Consider the following 16871-nt stretch of genomic DNA (forward strand, 5'->3'; position numbering starts at 1 on the left):
CCGCGCCATGACAACCCGGTCACTCTAGCGGGCCGCGGAACCGGAGCGCACCCCGAGGAACCGGGGTGTGAGGCGATCCTCAGGCCCGCGGTTGCCGGCGCCGGGCCCGCTCCCGGCGCAGGGTGTTCGCGACGACGGCCAGGAGGAAGATGTTGAACAGGAGGCTGCCCGTGGCCGGGCTCACCGCGGCCGCGACGGCGGCGCCCGCGGGGGCCGTCGTCGCGGCCGCGGCCCCGACGAGCAGGCCGGTGCGCAGGTCGACGACGCCGTGGCGGGCGTTGGACCGGGTCCCGGCGATCGCCGTGGGGATCATGACCAGCAGGGAGGTGCCGCGCGCCATCAGGTCCCCCACGCCCACGACGAGCTCGAGGCCGGGCACGATGACGGCCCCGCCGCCCACTCCCACCAGCCCCGACAGGATTCCGGCCAGCAGGCCGACCCCGGCCAGCGCGGCGCCGCGGGGCGCGTCGAGGACGAGGGCGGCCTCCCGCACGGGCGCGTGCAGTTGCTGGGAGACGACGACGAAGCCGACGAAGGCGACGAAGATCCACGGCAGCGCCGCGGCCGGCAGCCGCCGCAGGAGCCGGGTGCCGATCTGCGCCCCCACCAGCGAGCCCGCCACCAGAACGGCGGCGGCGAGCGGGTGGACCTGCCCGCGCAGGCCGTAGGAGACGGAGCCGACGGCGGCGGTGAGCACGATGGCGGCCAGCGAGGTCGCCGCGGCGCGGCGCTGGTCCATGCCCAGCGCCGCCATGAGCGCCGGCACGATGACGAGCCCGCCGCCCACCCCGAACAGTCCCGCCAGGAACCCCGCCGCCGCCCCGGTGAGCAGGACCGGCGCCGTCGCGCGCGCCCTCACGAGCGCCCCTGGAGCCGCCGGACCGCCTCCAGGCGCGAGGACAGTCGCTTCTCGAAGCCGTTGGCGGTGGGCTCGTAGTAGCGCGCCCCGGCCAGGGAGTCGGGCAGGTGGCTCTGGGCGGCCACGGCGTGGGGGAAGTCGTGCGGGTAGAGGTAGCCGGCGCCGTGGCCCAGCGCCTGCGCGCCGGGGTAGTGGGCGTCGCGCAGGTGGGCGGGCACGGGCCCGCCCCGACCGGCCCGCACGTCGGCCAGCGCCCGGTCGATGCCCACGGTCACGGCGTTGGACTTGGGGGCGGTGGCCACGGCCAGGGCGGCCTGGGCCAGGACCAGGCGGGCCTCGGGCATGCCGATGAGCGCGACCGCCTGCTGGGCGGCCACCGCCGTGGCCAGCACGGCCGGGTCGGCCAGGCCCACGTCCTCGGCGGCGTGGACGGCGATGCGCCGGGCGATGTAGCGCGGGTCCTCCCCGGCCGCGATCATGCGGGCCAGGTAGTGCAGCGTCGCGTCGGGGTCCGAGCCCCGCATCGACTTGATGAAGGCGCTGACGACGTCGTAGTGCTGGTCCCCGGCGCGGTCGTAGCGCACCGCGGCCGCGTCCGCCGCCCGCTCGACGTCGGCCGGGGTGATGAGGGGGGCGCCGGCCCCCTCCCCTTCCGCGGACCGCCCCGGGGCGGCGAGGACCATGCCGGCGGCGGCCTCGAGGACGGTGAGGGACTTGCGCGCGTCCGAGCCGGCCAGGCGCACGATCCGCTCGCGGGCGGCGCCGTCGATGCCGACGGCGCCCGCCAGCCCGCGCTCGTCGGCCAGCGCCCGGTCGATGAGCACGCCCACGTCGTCGGCGCCCAGCGGGCGGAGGGTCAGCAGCAGGGAGCGCGACAGCAGGGGGGAGACGACCGAGAAGCTCGGGTTCTCCGTCGTGGCGGCCACCAGGACGACCCAGCGGTTCTCCACCCCGGGCAGCAGGGCGTCCTGCTGGGTGCGCGAGAAGCGGTGCACCTCGTCGATGAACAGGACCGTCTCCTCGCCCCCGACCAGGTGGCGGCGCGCGTCCCCGATGACCTCCCGCACCCGCCCGACCCCCGCGGTCACGGCCGACAGCTCGACGAAGCGCCGCCCGGAGGCGCGCGCCACCAGGTGGGCGAGGGTCGTCTTGCCCGTCCCCGGCGGACCCCACAGAATGATGCTGGACACACCCGCGCCCCGCCCGCGGGCCTCGTCGGCGGGCTCCACGAGCCGGCGCAGGGGCGAGCCGGGGGCCAGCAGGTGGTCCTGGCCCAGGACCTCGTCGAGGCTGCGCGGCCGCATGCGCACGGCCAGCGGCGCCCGGGCGTCCAGGGGCAGGCCGGCGTCGTCGGTCCCCGCGCTGTCGAAGAGGTCCACGCCGCGACCCTATCGCCGCGACCCGCCCGACGGCGCCCCCTGACGTCGCTCCAGCGGCGCTCCGACAGCGCTCCCGACGCCACTGCGGCGGCGCGGCGCAACGCCGCTGGGCGGTCCGATGAGGAGCCCGGCGCCAGGTGATGGAACAATGCCCCCATGCTCAGCTGGCTGGTTCGACGCGTCGTCAAGGACGCCTGGTTCGTCGTCGTGACCTGGGCCGTGCTCGCAATCGTCCTCCTGACCGCATCCCTGGGGATCCTCGGGGGCAGGGGGCTCTTCGAGCGGCTGGAGGCCGGGACCCTCTCCGTCGGCGGCACCGAGTCGGCGCAGGGGGACCAGATCATCTCCGTCCTGTCCGGCGACGGCCGCATTGTGACCCTCATGGTCGAGGGCATCGACATCTCCTCGCCCGAGGCGCAGGCGCAGGTCGCCGAGGCCCTGGGGCCCGCCCACACGGAGCTGGCCTCGCTGGCGGGCGCCACCAACGTGTTCGACCCCTTCAACGTGCGCCGGTCCCTCTACGCGTCGGCGGTGCAGTCCTTCGGCTCGGACCGCCTCGACGGCTTCCTGGTGGTGGTCTCCGTCGACCCCAACGGCACCGAGGTCGCCTCCCCCGACGACCAGGCCTACGCCGCCGAGGTCGACCGGATCGTCGAGCGCGTCGAGGACCGGCTCAGGCAGATCCCGGGCGAGCTGTCCTCCATCTCCCCGCAGGTGTCCGGCATCGTCTCCGACGACGCCCTCAAGACCGACGCCGTCAACGACCAGGCGAGGCGGGACCTGCTCCCCGCCGTGCTCATCGCCGTGCTCGCGCCCCTGGTCATGATGATCCTCATCCTGGGGCGGGTGCGCGCCGCCGCCGCGCCCGCCCTGGGCGCCCTCGTGTCGCTGGCGGGCTCCCTGGGGATCCTGTGGGCCCTCAGCCTCATGATGAAGGTGCAGGCCGGCACCGTCGGCGTCATCACCGCCGTCGGGCTGAGCCTGTCGATCGGGTACGGCCTGCTCATCGCCTGCCGGTACCAGGAGGAGCTCGTCTCGGCGCAGCGGGAGGAGGCGCTCGACACCGGCGAGGGCGAGATCGTCGCCGGGGCGCACCGGCGCCCGCGCCCAGGGCGCCGCTCCTCGCTGCTCGTCCCGGCGATGCAGGCCGCGGTGAGCACGACCGGGCGGACCATGATCCTGTCCGGGGTCCTCGTCGCGGCCTGCATGATCCCCCTCCTGCTCATGGGCTCCGACGCCCTGCGCGCCACCGGCCTGGCGGGGATCGCCGTCGTCCTGCTGTGCGTGACCGTCTCGCTCACGGCGGTCCCCGCGGTCCTGTCCCTCCTGGGCGAGGCCATGCGCAGGCCCACCATCCTCCAGCGGGCCACCGCCGCGCTCAGGAGCCCGCGCCCCGGGCAGGGGGCCGTGCGCGAGGAGGGGGTCTTCTCCCGGCTCGCCTCGCTCATCCACCGCCTGCCCTGGGTGGTCCTCGTCGCCGGCGCCGTCCTGCTGGTCATCCTCGCCTCGCCCGCGCGCCACCTGCACATGCTGACCTCCACCGACGACCTGCTGCCCGCCGGCTCCGACCAGCAGGCCTACCGGCAGATGCTCCTCGAGCACTACCCGGTCGCCGGGCAGCAGGAGGACGCCGCGGTCGTCATCGCGGGCACCGGGGAGAACGTCACCAACTTCATCAACAGCAAGATCGCGACGACCCCGGGCGTGGACAAGATCCAGCGCACCGCCACCGCCGGGAAGTACACGGTGGCCTACCTCGACCTGGCGGGCCCGGCCTCCGGGGGCCAGGCCGAGGCCGCGGTCAGGTCCCTGCGGGCCCTGGAGGCGCCGGCGGACACCTGGGTGACCGGTCAGGCGGCGAGTCAGGTCGACTTCGCCGACGCCGTCGTGCGCAGCCTGCTCGCGGTGGGCGCCGCCATGCTGACGGTCCTGGTCATGCTCTGCCTGGTGACGGGGTCCATCCTGGTGCCGGTCAAGACCCTGATCGTCAACGTCCTGTCGGTCGCGGCCTCCCTGGGGATGGTCGTGTGGGTCTTCCAGCAGGGGCACGCCGCGGGGCTGCTGGGCTTCACCCCCCTGGGAGGGGTGGAGGCCTACGCCGTCGTCACCGCCGCGTGCGCGGGCCTGGGGCTGTCGACGGGCTACTCGGTCTTCTCCCTGGGGAGGATCAAGGAGCGCTGGCAGGAGGGGTACGACAACAACCGGGCGGTCGAGCTGGGGCTGCAGCGCTCGGGCAGGACCCTGACCTCGATGGCGCTGGTGATGACGGTGGTCTTCCTCGGCTTCGTGACGGGCAAGACGCTCATCGTCAAGGAGGCCGCGCTGATCCTGGCCCTGACCGTGGTCATCGACGCCGTCGTGGTGCGCGTGCTGCTGCTGCCGGCGGCCATGGCGCTGCTGGGCCGGTGGAACTGGTGGATGCCCCGCGCCCTGCGCCAGCCCAACGGGCGCTACGGCCCGGAGCCGACCGCGGCCCAGGCCGCCGCCGCGGGCGCGGGTGCGGGCGGCGCGGATGCAATCGCCGCGGGCGCGGCGGGCGATGCAGCGACTGGCGCGGCCGTGGGGGCGGCTGGCACGGCCGCGGGCGATGCTGGCGCCGCGGGTACGAGCGATGCGGCCGCCGCGGGCGCGGGCTATGCGGAAGAAGACCACGACGCCTTCACGGGACCCGGCGCCGCGGAGCCCATCACCGCAGCAGGGCCCGGCGCCGCGGAGCCCGCCGACTGGGCGGCGGCCCCAGTCGAGCCGGCTGCACCGCCGGACTGGTCCGATCGCGCCGGACCCGAGGCGGGTGCGGACGCCTCGGACTTCGACGACTGGCAGGCGGCTTCCGCCGACGGGTCGGCGCCGGTCGGCAGCCCCTCGGTGCCGGACTGGCAGACCCCCAAAGACTGGGCAGCGGCCTCCGATGGCGGCCCCGCAGCCCCCCCCGCCGACGGATCGGCCCTGGTCTACGGGTCGGGTCCCGAAGGCGGTCCCGCGGCGCCCGACTGGCAGGCCCCCGACGACTGGCAGGCCTCGCTCGATTTCCCGGGGCCCGACGGGCCCGCGGCCCCGTCGGACTGGTCGGTTCCGGCTCCGGCCGACGGATCGGTCCCGGCCGGGCCCTGGGCCCCCGACCAGCCGTACGAGGTGGACGCCTCCCAGGACGCCGACCGGGCCGACCGGGATCCGGAGGAGGCCCAGTGGGCGACCGGCGCCTCTCCGGCGTCCGCCGACTGGTCGGCCGAGCCCCTGGTGGCGCCCGTGGACTTCTCGGCCGCCGCGGACCCCCTGGCGCTGCCCGACTGGTCGATCTCGACGGGCCCCGCGGCGGCCCCGGGGGGCGCCCCGGCGGCCGAGGACTCCGCGATCGACGACACCCTGTCGACCAATGGCCCTCTGGCGACCGAGGACACCCTGGCCACCAGCGGGCCCCTGGCGACCGGCGGCCCTTCGGCGACCGACTGGTCTGTTCCGACTGGCTCCTGGGCCCCCGACCGGCCGCAGGAGGCAGGGGTCGGCTACGGCGGCGTCGGCGAAGACGACTGGGATCCGAAGGGAACCGAGCAGGCGGCCGATGACCAGGACCGCAGGTACGGTCCGAATCCCCATCTCGCAGCGGATGAGACCGATCCCCCCTGGGAGGGGCGTCCCGAGTAAGGGCTGGCGCCGTGGCCCGCGAGATCGCCGGGTAACCGCCGAGCACGTCACTTAACCCGCGAGCACGTACCTCTAGCAGACGTGCTCGCGGGTTACCCGACGATCTCGTGGGTTAAGTGACGTGCTCGCGCGCCGGGGCGTCAGCTGGCGGAGGGTCCGCACATCGCAGTCCAGAATGGACGTGCTCGCGCGCCAGGGCCTCAGCGCTGGCCGATGACGGCCCGCTCGACGTCCTCGGCGGCGTCGGACATGTCGCTGGCGGGCGTGGACCAGCGGCCCGCGCGCACGTCCAGGGCGGCCCCCAGGACCAGGGCGAGCAGGGTCGGCGCGATCCAGCCCGTCGAGCCGTTCCACGCCCCGCTGCGCGCCAGCAGCGCGCTGGGGGCGTCCCAGCCGGCCTCGGCCAGGGCCGAGACGAGGCCGAGGACGCCCGCCACCGCCACGGGCCACGTGTAGGCGGTGCGCAGGCGGCCCGGCGCGACGACGTCGAGGATCGTGGCCGCCACGAGCGTGATGGTGATGGGGTAGAGCAGCAGCGTCAGGGGCGCGACGATCCTGATGATGACCGCCAGCCCCAGGTTGGACAGGATGAGGGCGCACCCGGCCCCGGCGACGAGGTGGCGCGAGAAGGTCGTGCGCGGGAGGGTCGCGTAGGCGTAGCCGGCCCAGGCGGACAGGAGCCCCACGCTCGTCGTCAGGCAGGCCAGGATGACGATCGCCGCGAAGACGATGACGCCCGCCGGCCCCAGGGCGCTGGAGGCGGCCGAGCGCAGCAGCGCCGTGCCGTCGTCGGCGGCGCCGCCGGTGCGCGTCCCAATCATCGCCAGGCCGATGTACACGGCGGCCAGGAGGGCCGCCGCGATACCGCCGGCCGCCGCGGTGGCGCGCACGACCCGGCCGGTCGAGCCGATCCCGCGGGAGCGCAGCGTCTGGATCACGACGATGCCGAACACCGTCGCGGCCAGGACGTCCATGGTCAGGTAGCCCTGGGTCAGCCCGGTGCTGAAGGGGGAGGCAGCGTACGGGCCCGAGGCGGCGCGCTCGACGACGTCGTCCCCGGCGATGGTCGCGACGCACAGCACGGCGATGAGGACCAGCAGCGCCGGGGTGAGCCAGCGCCCGACGCGGTCGGCGAGCCTGCTGGGCCGCAGGGCGATGAGGACGGAGACGACCAGGAAGCCCGCGGCGTGCGCCGGCAGCGTCCACCGGCCGGGGGCCGCGCCGAGCAGCTCCAGCACGGGGCGCGTGGCCAGCTCGTAGGCGACGGTCACCACCCGCGGTATCGCGTAGAGCGGCCCGATGGACAGGTACACGGCCGCGGGCGCGACCGCGCCGAACCGTCCGCCCACGCGGCGCGCCAGCCCGAGGATGCCCTCGCCGGAGGTGGACACGGCGATGACGGCGACCAGCGGCAGGAGCACCCCGGTGATGAGGAACCCCGCCATGACCGCGGGGAGCCGGTCCCCCGCCGAGGCGCCGAGCACCGGCGGGAAGATGAGGTTGCCCGCGCCGAAGAACAGGGCGAACAGCATCAGGCCGGTGACAACGGTCGTCCCGGGGCGTCCGGGGGCGTTCTGGTCGGTTCGTGCCGGTTGGGTCATGGTGCTCCGTCCTCGGTCCGGGCTCTGGCGGGGGCGTGGTGCGGAGCGGGTGCCCGCGGGTGGTGGGGTCGGACGACGGCCGCGCGCCCGGCGGCCGCGGCGGGTCCGCCCGGCAGGCCGGACCGGACCGCGGAACGGCGGGCCGGGCACGACGGCGTCGATCGCCGTCACGTCTCATCGCGCGCGAAATCGTCTCACCGCGTGCGAAACGGACCTCACCGGCGGCATCGTAGCGCCGTCGGGCGCTCCGGGCCAACGCGCTCCCCGCCCGGAGGCCGGGGGACGGGCGGGGGATGATCACGATCCGATTACAGTGTGCGCATGAGATTCCCACGCAGAGAATCCGGTGAGGAGAGCGCCTACGCCCCCGACGGGTACGCCTACGCCCCGTATCCCGATCCGGCAGCGGACGCCGTGCAGACGCGCCCCGAGCTCTCCCCGGAGCAGGCCGAGGCCAGGGGGAGTGTGATCGGCTCGCTCCTCATCGGGGCAGTGGCCCTGGTCGCCGGCGCGGCGGCCGGTATCGCCCTGTTCGCCGCGGTGACGACTCCGCCGATCACGCAGGACCTGCCCGGGACTGCGGTCTTCGCCGCCTTCGGGGCGGCGCTCCCCTTCGGCTGGCGGGCCACCAGACTGCGCAACACCAGTCTCACCCTTCCCCTGCTCGTCTGGCCCATCGCCATTGTGCTGCGGGCGTGGTTCTCCATCATCATCGGCATTCCGGCCCTCGTCTTCTACCTGGTTCGCAACCTGTGGTGGCTGCACCGGATCGGGCGCGCATAGCGGCGGGCGCCCGGTAGCGGGCCGCGGGCGGAGCCGGCAGCGCCGACAGGCCTCGTCCACGGCGCCCGCCGGACCGGCCCGCCCCGGCGCCGGTCCGAAACGACGGATCCGGTTACGCTCCCGCCGTGACCAGCCCGAGCCCCCAGCCGCCCCGGTCGGACCCCCAGCCGCCCGGGAAGAGCCCGCGGCCGCCCGGGGCGGGCCCCCGATCGCCGGGCCGGTCCGACCGGCCCGTGTCGGTGCGAGCCGTGCTCACCACCCCGGTCGGGCACCTGGCCCTGGCGATGCTCGTCGTCGAGCTGCTCGCCGGCATGCAGACCTACCTCAACCAGACGGTCCTGCCCCTCCTGGCCGCCGACCTGGGCGCCCGCGACCGCTACGGGCTGGTGACCGCGGCCGGGACGGTGCCCGCCTTCCTCACCATGCCGCTGGGCGGGGCGATGCTCGCCCGGTGGCGGGCCGGGCGGCTCATGACCGTCCTGACCGGCGTCCTCGTGGCCGGGGCGGTGCTGGGCGCCCTCTCCCCGAACGTGGGCGTGTACGCCGCCGGGGAGGTGCTGCGCGGCCTGGCCGCCGGGGCCCTGGCGACGGTGACCATGGGGGTGCTGGTCGCCGGTCTGCCCGAGGCGTGGCGGCGCCTGTTCCTGGCGGCGGGCTCGGCGACGTGGATCGTCTCCTCCCTGCTGGGCCCCGCCTACGCGGCCGGGGTCTGCGCCGCCTGGGGCTGGCGGTGGGCGCTGGTGGCCTACACGCCGCTGCTCATCGCGGCGCGCCTGGTCATGGCCCGCCAGATCCGCGGGCTGCGGGTGTCCGACGACGGCGGGGCCCGCCCCCCGCTCCTGCCGGCGGCGGTCATGGCGGCCGGCGTCGCCGTCATCGGCCTCGCGCCCGCCGGGGCCTGGCTGCGGCTCGCGGGCCCGGTTGGGGCGGCCGCCCTCGTCTGGGCGTGCGGCCGGGTCTTCCCCGCGGGCGTGCTGCGCCTGCGGCCGGGCCGGCGCGCGGCCATGGCGACCCTGGCGTGGGTGTGCGCCGCCTACTTCGCCCTGGACTTCCTCATCTCGCCGGCCGCCCACGACGTCCTGGGCCTGGGGCCGGCGGCGATCGGCTGGGCGCTGACCGCGGCGGGCCTGGCCTGGAGCGCCGTGGCCATGTGGTGCGGGGCGCACCCGGCCCGGGGGCGAGGCGCCTACCTGGCGCGCACCGGCGCGGGCGGGGCCTGCTTCGCCGTCGGCGGCGCCCTCGTGGCCGCAGCGCTGGCCGGCGCGCTGCCGTGGTGGCTGCTGCACGCGGGCTGGGCGAGTGCGGGCCTGGGGATGGGGCTGACCCACCAGGACACGATCATCCGCTGCGTCACGGCGCCCGGCGAACTGGGGCTGGACGACGACGGGATCTCCGAGGCCCGCGCGGCCACGGCGGTGACGGTCGCCTCGAACGCCGGCGGGGCGGCGCTGGGGACCCTGGTGACGGCGGGCGCGGCCCCCTCGGCGACGGGCGTGGAGGAGGGACTGGCGGTGCCCGTCGTCGCAGCGCTGACGCTCATGCTGGCCCTGACCCCGCTGCTGGCCCGCCGCGCCGCCTGAACGCCGGAACCGGCGGAAAAGTCACGCGGAACCGGCGGGAAGTGCACACCCTGTGGACAACTCGGCGCGCCGGTCCGCCGGTGCGGGCGGACTGTTCCATCGCGGCGCGAACGGACCCGCCGGAGATCGGACCACCGCTCACGAGCCGCGAGAACCGATAGCCTGAGCCGATGAGCGAGCACTACTTCACCGCCTCTCCCGCCGGCCCCGCCGAGGAGCGCGAGCACTCCTTCGTCATCCGCGGCACCCGGCACACGGTGACGACGGCGTCGGGCGTCTTCTCAGCCGACCGTCTGGACAAGGGCACGCAGGTCCTCCTCGACCGCGTCCCCGACCCTCCCGAGTCCGGCCTCCTGCTGGACCTGGGCTGCGGGTGGGGGCCGATCGCTCTGGCCCTGGCCGACGCCGCCCCGGGCGCGACCGTCCTGGCCGCGGACGTCAACGAGCGCGCCGTCGACCTCGCCGCCCGCAATGCCGCCGCGGCCGGGCACGCCAATATCCATGCCGCCGAGGCCACGGCCCTGGCGGCCGAGCTGAAGGGATCGGGCGCGTACGTGGACCTCATCTGGTCCAATCCGCCGGTGCGCATCGGCAAGGCGGCGCTGCACGACATGCTGCTCACCTGGCTGGGACTGCTGAGCGACGACGGCGAGGCCTGGCTCGTCGTGAGCAGGAATCTCGGGGCGGACTCGCTGATGAAGTGGCTGGCCGCTCAGGGGCACGACGTCGAGAGGGCGGCCTCCTCCAAGGGGTTCCGCGTCCTGCGGGTCGGGCGGCCGTCCATGCGGGCCGCCTGAGGGCCCGGGGCGGGCGAGCGGCCGGGCGGTTGAGCGGGATCGGTGTCGTCGGCAATGAGATCGTCCTATACTCCACTCATGACGCAGCCCGGTGCCCCCTACACGAATACGGGTCTGCCCGAACTGTCCGACAAGCTCGTCGTGCGCTCCCAGGACGACATCGTGAGATTAGCCTGCGGCATCCTCTGCATAATTATCTTATTCATCCTGCTCCTCGCAGTCATGGAATGGGCGACCACTCCTTCATATTATCACGGTTCAGGATCGTTGTCGGAAATGCGTTCTGCTGTCATTTTCTTCACACTGTTCTCCCTCGTCCCCATCGGTTATCTATTGTGGAGGATATACAGGGCGAGCGGAACGCGCACCACCGTCGACAAAAATGGCCTCCTGCTTGAGCAGCCCGGAATGCAGACGCTATTCATTCCCTGGCGGAATGCGCACGGGCATATCACGGTCAAGACCGTGATCCAGTACGTCCCCAGGTCCGCCACCCCGGCCATGATGAGCCTGATCCTCGTGGCCCTCGACCAGGAGCAGATCGTTCTTCCCGGCAGCATCCTGAGCTCCTACCGCCCGCGCAACATCGCGCAGCAGACGTACGCCACCGCCGTGCAGATCCTCGCCTACGACCCCTGGGGGCAGAAAGAGCCCCTCATGCAGTCCGACAACACCTTCACCCCCTGGATGCCCCGGAATACCCTCTACACCTGAGACCCCTCGGCCGGCATGCGCACGACGCGGGCGCCACCGTCGACGAGGACGAGCAGGACTCGGCGGCACCCCAGGATCTCGGCGAAGTCGGTAGCGGATTGTCGGATGATCGGTGCCGTCGGCGTGCTGGTGGGGCGTTCGGAGCCCGACGGCGGCACGGGAGCGCGCCGCGGACTCGGGGCGGCCGATCCTGGAGGCGCCGGGCCCGGAAGCGGGGAGGGAGATTCCTCCGGAGGCGCACGGGGAGGAGGGCCCGTCGCCTCAGCGACGAGATCGCCCTATAATTCCCTCCATGGCACAGCCCCCTGCTCCGCGCACGAATCCAGGCCTCCCAGACAAATTCGTCGTGCGCTCGCAGATCTCCGGCAACAGGAGTATCAACGTCATCGCCGGCCTCATCCTCTTCATTCTGGCGGTCATGACGCTGTTTTTCATCGTTTTCCTATTGAGTTATGACAGCTATTCGAGGGGATATCCATCCGGGGCGCCCTCGTCCTTGTTCCTCATCGCCCTCTTCGCGATTCTGCTCACCCCTATTTGCATCTATTACAAGCACCTCGTGAACAAGGAGCAGAGGAAATGCACCGTCGTCGACGGCAGTGGCTTTCTGCTCGAGCAGCCGGGAATGCGGGCGCGGTTCATCCCCTGGCAGGACGCGCACGGACATATCGCAGTCAAGACCGTGTCCCAGTATATTTCAGGGACCTCCACCCCGGCCATGATGAGCCTGATCCTCGTAGCCCTCGACCAGGAGCAGGTCGTTCTTCCCGGCAGCGTCCTGAACTCTCAGCCCAATAGTTCGCGCGACATCGCGCAGCAGTCGTACGCCACCGCCATGCAGATCCTCGCCTACGACCCCTGGGGGCAGAGCGAGCCCCTCATGCAATCCGAGAACAACTTCACCCCCTACGCGCCCCGTAACATGTACGCGCTCCATAACATGTACATGTTCCAGAACATCATGCGCTCCTGACACCCCAGCATCCGGCACGCGCGCGATACGGCCGCCGCCGTCGACGAGCAGGATTCGAGCGAGCCGGTCCGAGCCCCGGGGCGCCACGGCCCTGAAAAGGGGCCACCCGACCGGTTACGCGAGTCGACGGTCCGGCCGCGACGGCGCCCAAGGGCTCTTGCTGCGGGCCGAGGTCGTCGGCTCGCCCCACTCCACGGCCCGAGCACCCGGCCGGATCGGCTCGCCCTCCGCGCCCAGACCGACCGAACCGATCCTCGCCGAGACCCTGGGAACCTCCCCGGAAACGCATGGGAAGACGGACCCGTCGCCTCAGCGACGAGATCGTCCTATAATTCCCTCCATGGCACAGCCCCCTGCTCCGCGCACGAATCCAGGCCTCCCAGACAAGCTCATTGTGAGCTCCCAGACCACCAGCGACAGGCTCATCGCCATCCTCATATTACTCATCTTCCTCATCCTGATGACCATGATGTTATTCATCGGCATACTCGGCTCTAACTATGATTCAGGAGGGGAATCGCTAGGGACGATTTTCTTGGTCATCACCCTTTTCGTACTGCTATTCCTCCCCATTGTGGCCTATTTTGTGTGGCTCATACGCAAGGAGCAAGGAACGCGCACCGTCGTCGACAGCAGTGGTCTTCTGCTCGAGAAGCCCGGAATGCAGGCACTGTTCATCCCCTGGCAGAATGCGCACGGGCATATCACGGTCAAGACCGTGTCCCAGTACGTCCCGGGGACCTCCACCCCGGCCATGATGAGCCTGATTCTCGTGGCCCTCGACCAGGAGGAGATCGTTCTTCCCGGCAGCGTCCTGAACTCCTACCCCCTCAGTTCGCGCGACATCGGGCAGCAGACGTACGCCACCGCCATGCAGATCCTCGCCTACGACCCCTGGGGGCAGAAAGAGCCCCTCATGCAATCCGACAACACCTTCACCCCCTACATGCCCCAGAACATGTATGCGGCCCGAAACATGTACATGCCCCATAATACCTTCTACACCTGACACCCTTCGACCGGCATGCGCACAATAGAGTTACCGCCGCCAACGAGCCGGGCCCAACGGGGCCCGCCGCCCGCACGGCCTCAGTCCCACCAGCACATGACCATGCGGCTGGCGGGGACGCCGATGTCCTCGTAATCGCCCTTCTCCTTCTCGCTGATCCCGCGGATGGCGTCGGGAGCGACATCGCTGTAGAACCACTTGCGGACGGTGGTGGCGTCAACGTCGGTCACCAATATGACCTCCTCCGAGAACGGCCAGTCGGGATTCTCGATGTCCGAGACCGCCACGCGGAGGTCGTCGACCTCCGGGCGGCTGCGGATCTGCTCCAGCACTTCGCGGGCCATGGCCGGTGTGGGCGAGCTCGTGCCCTGCGGGGTCTCGATAATGAGATTGCACCAGATGCTTCCGTCGACGTCGTTCCCGTCGAAGAACTCCTCGATGGTCAGCAGCGGGCGGGGTCTGAAGATCCCGCCCCCGATGGAGAAGGGGGCGATTCGGGCCATAATCCGCTTAAGCGGCGCGATCGCGGGAGGCTCTTCCCGATCGGCCTCGCGTCCGGGCCGGGCGGCCTCGCGCTCGGGCGGAAGGGTGAGGTGGGCGACGATCTGCGCCGGGCCGGTGAGCAGGACGGTGGCGCCCGGCGCCCACGGGTCGGCGCCCACGTGCACCCCGACCCGCCCGCCGGGGGTGTCGATGAGGTAGTCCTCGGGCGCGTCCTCGCCGCTCCACTCGTGCAGGGCGATGGCGACGGCGCAGCAGCCCGTTCCGCACGAGCGGGTCTCCCCCACCCCGCGCTCGAGCACCCGCATCCGGGCCCGGCCCACGGGGGTGCCGCCCTCGCCGTCGAACTCATCCGCCAGGGGGACGACGAGCTCGAGGTTGGTGCCCGAGGGAGGTCGAGGGTCGTAGTCGGGGGCGTCGGAGTCCGTCAGGCCCGCGAAGAGGGCGGCCTCCAACTCGGCCTCGGTGGCCAGGGCGACGACGGTGTGCGGGTTGGGCATGGCCACGCTCAGGGCCGCCCGCTCCCCCTCCAGGCCGGGGACGACCACGGTCGTGTCCCAGCCCTCGGCGTCGAGGTCGGCGACGGCGCCGTCGGGGCGGATGAGCCGGGCCGGGCCCATGTCCACCGTCCACAGCTCGCCAGCGCGGGTGAGGGTGCGCGCCCCGCCGCGGGTGCCGATGGTGATCGACTGCCCGTCCGCGATGCTCGCCAGCCCCTCCTCGTTCAGGACGGCGGCGAAGAGCCGGGAGGCGTTGCCGCACATCTCCGCCACCGACCCGTCGGCGTTGTAGTAGTCCATGAACCACTCCGCCTCCGGGACCGCCTCGTGGAAGGACTGCGCCCCGGGCAGGGCGGCGGTGCGCACCACGCGCACGAAGCCGTCGGCCCCGATACCGGCGCGGCGGTCGCACAGGGCGGCGACCTCGGCGGCGCTCACATCGACCTCGCGCTCGGGGTCGACGAGCAGCAGGAAGTCGTTCTGCGCGCCGTGCCCCTTGATGAGGGTGCGGCCCGCCAGCGGCGCGCGCGCGGCGGCGTCGGTCGTCTCGGTCACGGTCGCAAGCCTAGGCGAGGTCGCCGCGCCCGCGGCCCTCCCCGCCCGCCGGAGCCGTGCCTGCCGCGTCACGCGGATGGACGACGACGTCAAACTCCACTTGCCAGCGATCTCGACACCCATGGGAGTACCTATGAGTCGATCGACAGTCTCCCGTAACCGCCTCATGATCAAGCGCGTCTCGTCCCCAGCTGGCACCGGCAGCGATCTGCGGCACTTGAGATTGAGGCTCGTCCGCTACTCGTTGTATACTCACTTTATAAACACCAGCCCCGCTCACGTATCATCGGTCGCGGCCACCGATACACGATGGGCTGGTTTTCTATTCCCGATTCCTTATTCCATAATGAGTTTTTCCCACCGGGAAGATCAGGGCCAGCCGGGACCGACGCAATGGCGCGGTCGGCCGGGTCCGGCTTGTCAGTGGTGTTCGGTCCGGGTTCTCAGCCAGTGGGGGGTGAGTCCGGGTTCGCGCGAGTGCATCTCCAACTCCTCCGCGCACCGGTCGGCGCTGGATTCCCCGTCGCCGAGATCGGGTTCGCCCACCCAGTCCGACTCCTGATGCAGCACGCCCCTGCCCTCATCCATAGTAGTATCCATCCACAGGTGTGAGCGCAGCCAGGCCCCGTGGCGGGGCAGGGCCTGAGCGTGACGGAGTTGTTCGACGGCCTCCGCCACGCCCTCATCGGCCCGGGCAGCCTCCTTCTTCCCATCCGCGGTCAACCAGTACCTGATGTGCTGAAAGGAGCCCAGCCCCTCGATGCGGATGTCAATGCGCTCAGCACCGCTGTCCCCCAGCCAGGCCAGCACCCGCTCCCGGGCCAGGTCGAACTCCGCCCCGCCCCTCATCCGGGGGAGCCTCCCCGTACGCACCGCCTCCCGCTCGGCCTGTGAGCCACGAGGGCCGTGAGTCAGCACGTAGAAATCCTCCTCCAGCTCGGCGATGCGCCGATTGAACGCCGAACCCCGCTCGACCTCCCACTGCGCCACCTTCTTACGCAGCCAGTCGGGGATGTTCTTCTCATCGCGGGGGTAGTGATTCAGTTCCGCCTTGTAATGGTACAGGTCCGGCTCCTCGCCCACATCAAGGTCGGGTTCACGCATCCAATCCGACTCCTGATGCAGCACACCCTCGGGCATCTCCATCCACAAGTGCGACCAGAACCACGCACCCCGACCCGGCACGGCCTGCACCTTCCGAAGAACCTGAACAAAACCGTAGACCTCCTCATCCGGCTCATCCAGCGGCCTTTTCACGCCGTTCTCGGTCAACCAGAACCTGATGCGCTCCAGCAAGCCGACCCCGTCATAGTGGACATCGACCCGCTCCGCCTCTATCTCCTCCAACCACGCCTGCATCTCGTTCCGCGCAAAGTTGAACCCGTCCCGAGCCGCGTACTCCCATTCACCGGCCATGACCCCTCCTCATTGTCATCGATTAAGATCTTACAAAATGATACCGCGATGCTGCGGAGCTGTAAAAATTTCATGAGGCTCGGAGAACAGTTTCACGGATAACGATACCTCCTGCCTTCAAGCCGGTATTCTTCCTCCGTCTCCGCCACATATTCGGCAACCACATGGCCGCGCTCCAGACGCCATTGTTCGACCTTATTACGCAGCCAGTCCGGAATGAACTCCTGATCACGAGGATAGCGGTCCAGCTCCGTCTTGCACGCCCCCAGATCCACGGCGTTCTCCATGCCTGGTGTGCACATCCAGTCCGACTCCTGGTGCAGCACACCCTCCGGCAATTCCACCCACAGGTGTGAGTAGAACCAGGCCCCGCGACCCGGCAAAGCCTGCGCATCACGAAGGCCAGTCACGGCAGAACCGACGCTCTCGCTAACCCTAACCGACTCCTTTTGACCGTCCACCGTCATCCAGGAAGGTTATTCAGTGGGTGGTCTTGAAGGAATAGAGTGCGAGTGCCGCGGTGATGGTCTGCTCGAATGTTTCCAGGGGTCTCCTGTAGGGG

Annotated in this window: 12 protein-coding genes and 1 pseudogene; 7 read left to right on the forward strand and 6 right to left on the reverse strand. The window is 71.6% G+C overall.

Annotated features, from left to right (window positions below; translation table 11 throughout):
• Window positions 1-79: 79 nt before the first annotated feature.
• Together G446_RS0107555 and G446_RS0107560 are read right to left on the reverse strand one after the other, a co-directional pair.
• On the reverse strand, window positions 80-859 hold the full coding sequence (locus G446_RS0107555; protein WP_026409704.1) for a sulfite exporter TauE/SafE family protein: 780 nt from the start codon (window positions 857-859) through the stop codon (window positions 80-82).
• A complete protein-coding gene (locus tag G446_RS0107560; protein WP_026409705.1) occupies window positions 856-2238 on the reverse strand; it encodes a replication-associated recombination protein A in 1383 nt (460 codons plus the stop codon). The genes G446_RS0107555 and G446_RS0107560 overlap by 4 nt, the downstream gene beginning before the upstream one ends.
• Window positions 2239-2394: 156 nt before the next feature.
• Between G446_RS0107560 and G446_RS16620 the strand changes: the two genes are divergently transcribed.
• Window positions 2395-5880, forward strand: a complete 3486-nt coding sequence (locus G446_RS16620) for an MMPL family transporter (protein ID WP_211228261.1) — start codon at window positions 2395-2397, stop codon at window positions 5878-5880.
• Between the two features lie 200 nt (window positions 5881-6080).
• Here G446_RS16620 and brnQ read toward each other — a convergent pair whose 3' ends face one another.
• Complete coding sequence (brnQ, locus tag G446_RS0107570; protein ID WP_026409706.1) at window positions 6081-7481, reverse strand: branched-chain amino acid transport system II carrier protein; 1401 nt, start codon at window positions 7479-7481, stop codon at window positions 6081-6083.
• A gap of 321 nt (window positions 7482-7802) precedes the next feature.
• Here brnQ and G446_RS0107575 point away from each other — a divergent pair, with 321 nt between their 5' ends.
• The 6 genes from G446_RS0107575 to G446_RS0107605 all read left to right on the forward strand — a co-directional run bounded on the left by G446_RS0107575 (window position 7803) and on the right by G446_RS0107605 (window position 13337).
• A complete protein-coding gene (locus G446_RS0107575; RefSeq protein WP_026409707.1) occupies window positions 7803-8264 on the forward strand; it encodes a hypothetical protein in 462 nt (153 codons plus the stop codon).
• A 248-nt stretch (window positions 8265-8512) separates the two neighbouring features.
• Window positions 8513-9844, forward strand: a complete 1332-nt coding sequence (locus G446_RS0107580) for an MFS transporter (RefSeq protein WP_425393877.1) — start codon at window positions 8513-8515, stop codon at window positions 9842-9844.
• 170 nt (window positions 9845-10014) lie between these two features.
• Window positions 10015-10641, forward strand: coding sequence for a class I SAM-dependent methyltransferase (locus G446_RS0107585; protein WP_026409709.1), 627 nt, complete (start codon window positions 10015-10017; stop codon window positions 10639-10641).
• A gap of 465 nt (window positions 10642-11106) precedes the next feature.
• Window positions 11107-11355 carry a hypothetical protein gene (locus G446_RS19905; protein ID WP_156916571.1) on the forward strand — a complete coding sequence of 83 codons (249 nt, stop codon included), beginning with the start codon at window positions 11107-11109 and terminating at the stop codon, window positions 11353-11355.
• A 445-nt stretch (window positions 11356-11800) separates the two neighbouring features.
• Window positions 11801-12328 (forward strand): hypothetical protein, encoded by a 528-nt coding sequence (locus G446_RS0107600; protein ID WP_169721275.1) that lies wholly within the window; start codon window positions 11801-11803, stop codon window positions 12326-12328.
• 535 nt (window positions 12329-12863) lie between these two features.
• The gene (locus tag G446_RS0107605; RefSeq protein ID WP_156916573.1) at window positions 12864-13337 is read left to right on the forward strand and encodes a hypothetical protein; all 474 of its coding nucleotides are present in this window, start codon (window positions 12864-12866) and stop codon (window positions 13335-13337) included.
• Window positions 13338-13921: 584 nt separating this feature from the next.
• Here the strand turns inward: G446_RS0107605 and dapF are convergent.
• From dapF to G446_RS16635, 3 genes and pseudogenes are all read right to left on the reverse strand, one after another.
• Window positions 13922-14893, reverse strand: a pseudogene (gene dapF, locus G446_RS20950) (diaminopimelate epimerase); the annotation flags it as partial.
• Between the two features lie 420 nt (window positions 14894-15313).
• Window positions 15314-16309, reverse strand: a complete 996-nt coding sequence (locus G446_RS16630) for a hypothetical protein (RefSeq protein ID WP_034469641.1) — start codon at window positions 16307-16309, stop codon at window positions 15314-15316.
• 92 nt (window positions 16310-16401) lie between these two features.
• Window positions 16402-16776 carry a hypothetical protein gene (locus tag G446_RS16635; RefSeq protein ID WP_051285754.1) on the reverse strand — a complete coding sequence of 125 codons (375 nt, stop codon included), beginning with the start codon at window positions 16774-16776 and terminating at the stop codon, window positions 16402-16404.
• Between the last annotated feature and the right edge of the window lie 95 nt (window positions 16777-16871).

This window comes from Actinomyces dentalis DSM 19115, assembly GCF_000429225.1.
Taxonomy (GTDB): domain Bacteria; phylum Actinomycetota; class Actinomycetes; order Actinomycetales; family Actinomycetaceae; genus Actinomyces; species Actinomyces dentalis.

Excerpts from the sequence above, each read along its gene's own strand:
- G446_RS0107575 (WP_026409707.1), top strand. The coding sequence starts at position 7,803 with ATGAGATTCCCACGCAGAGAATCCGGTGAGGAGAGCGCCTACGCCCCC.
- G446_RS16635 (WP_051285754.1), bottom strand. The coding sequence starts at position 16,776 with ATGACGGTGGACGGTCAAAAGGAGTCGGTTAGGGTTAGCGAGAGCGTC.
- G446_RS16620 (WP_211228261.1), top strand. The coding sequence starts at position 2,395 with ATGCTCAGCTGGCTGGTTCGACGCGTCGTCAAGGACGCCTGGTTCGTC.
- brnQ (WP_026409706.1), bottom strand. The coding sequence starts at position 7,481 with ATGACCCAACCGGCACGAACCGACCAGAACGCCCCCGGACGCCCCGGG.
- G446_RS0107585 (WP_026409709.1), top strand. The coding sequence starts at position 10,015 with ATGAGCGAGCACTACTTCACCGCCTCTCCCGCCGGCCCCGCCGAGGAG.
- G446_RS16630 (WP_034469641.1), bottom strand. The coding sequence starts at position 16,309 with ATGGCCGGTGAATGGGAGTACGCGGCTCGGGACGGGTTCAACTTTGCG.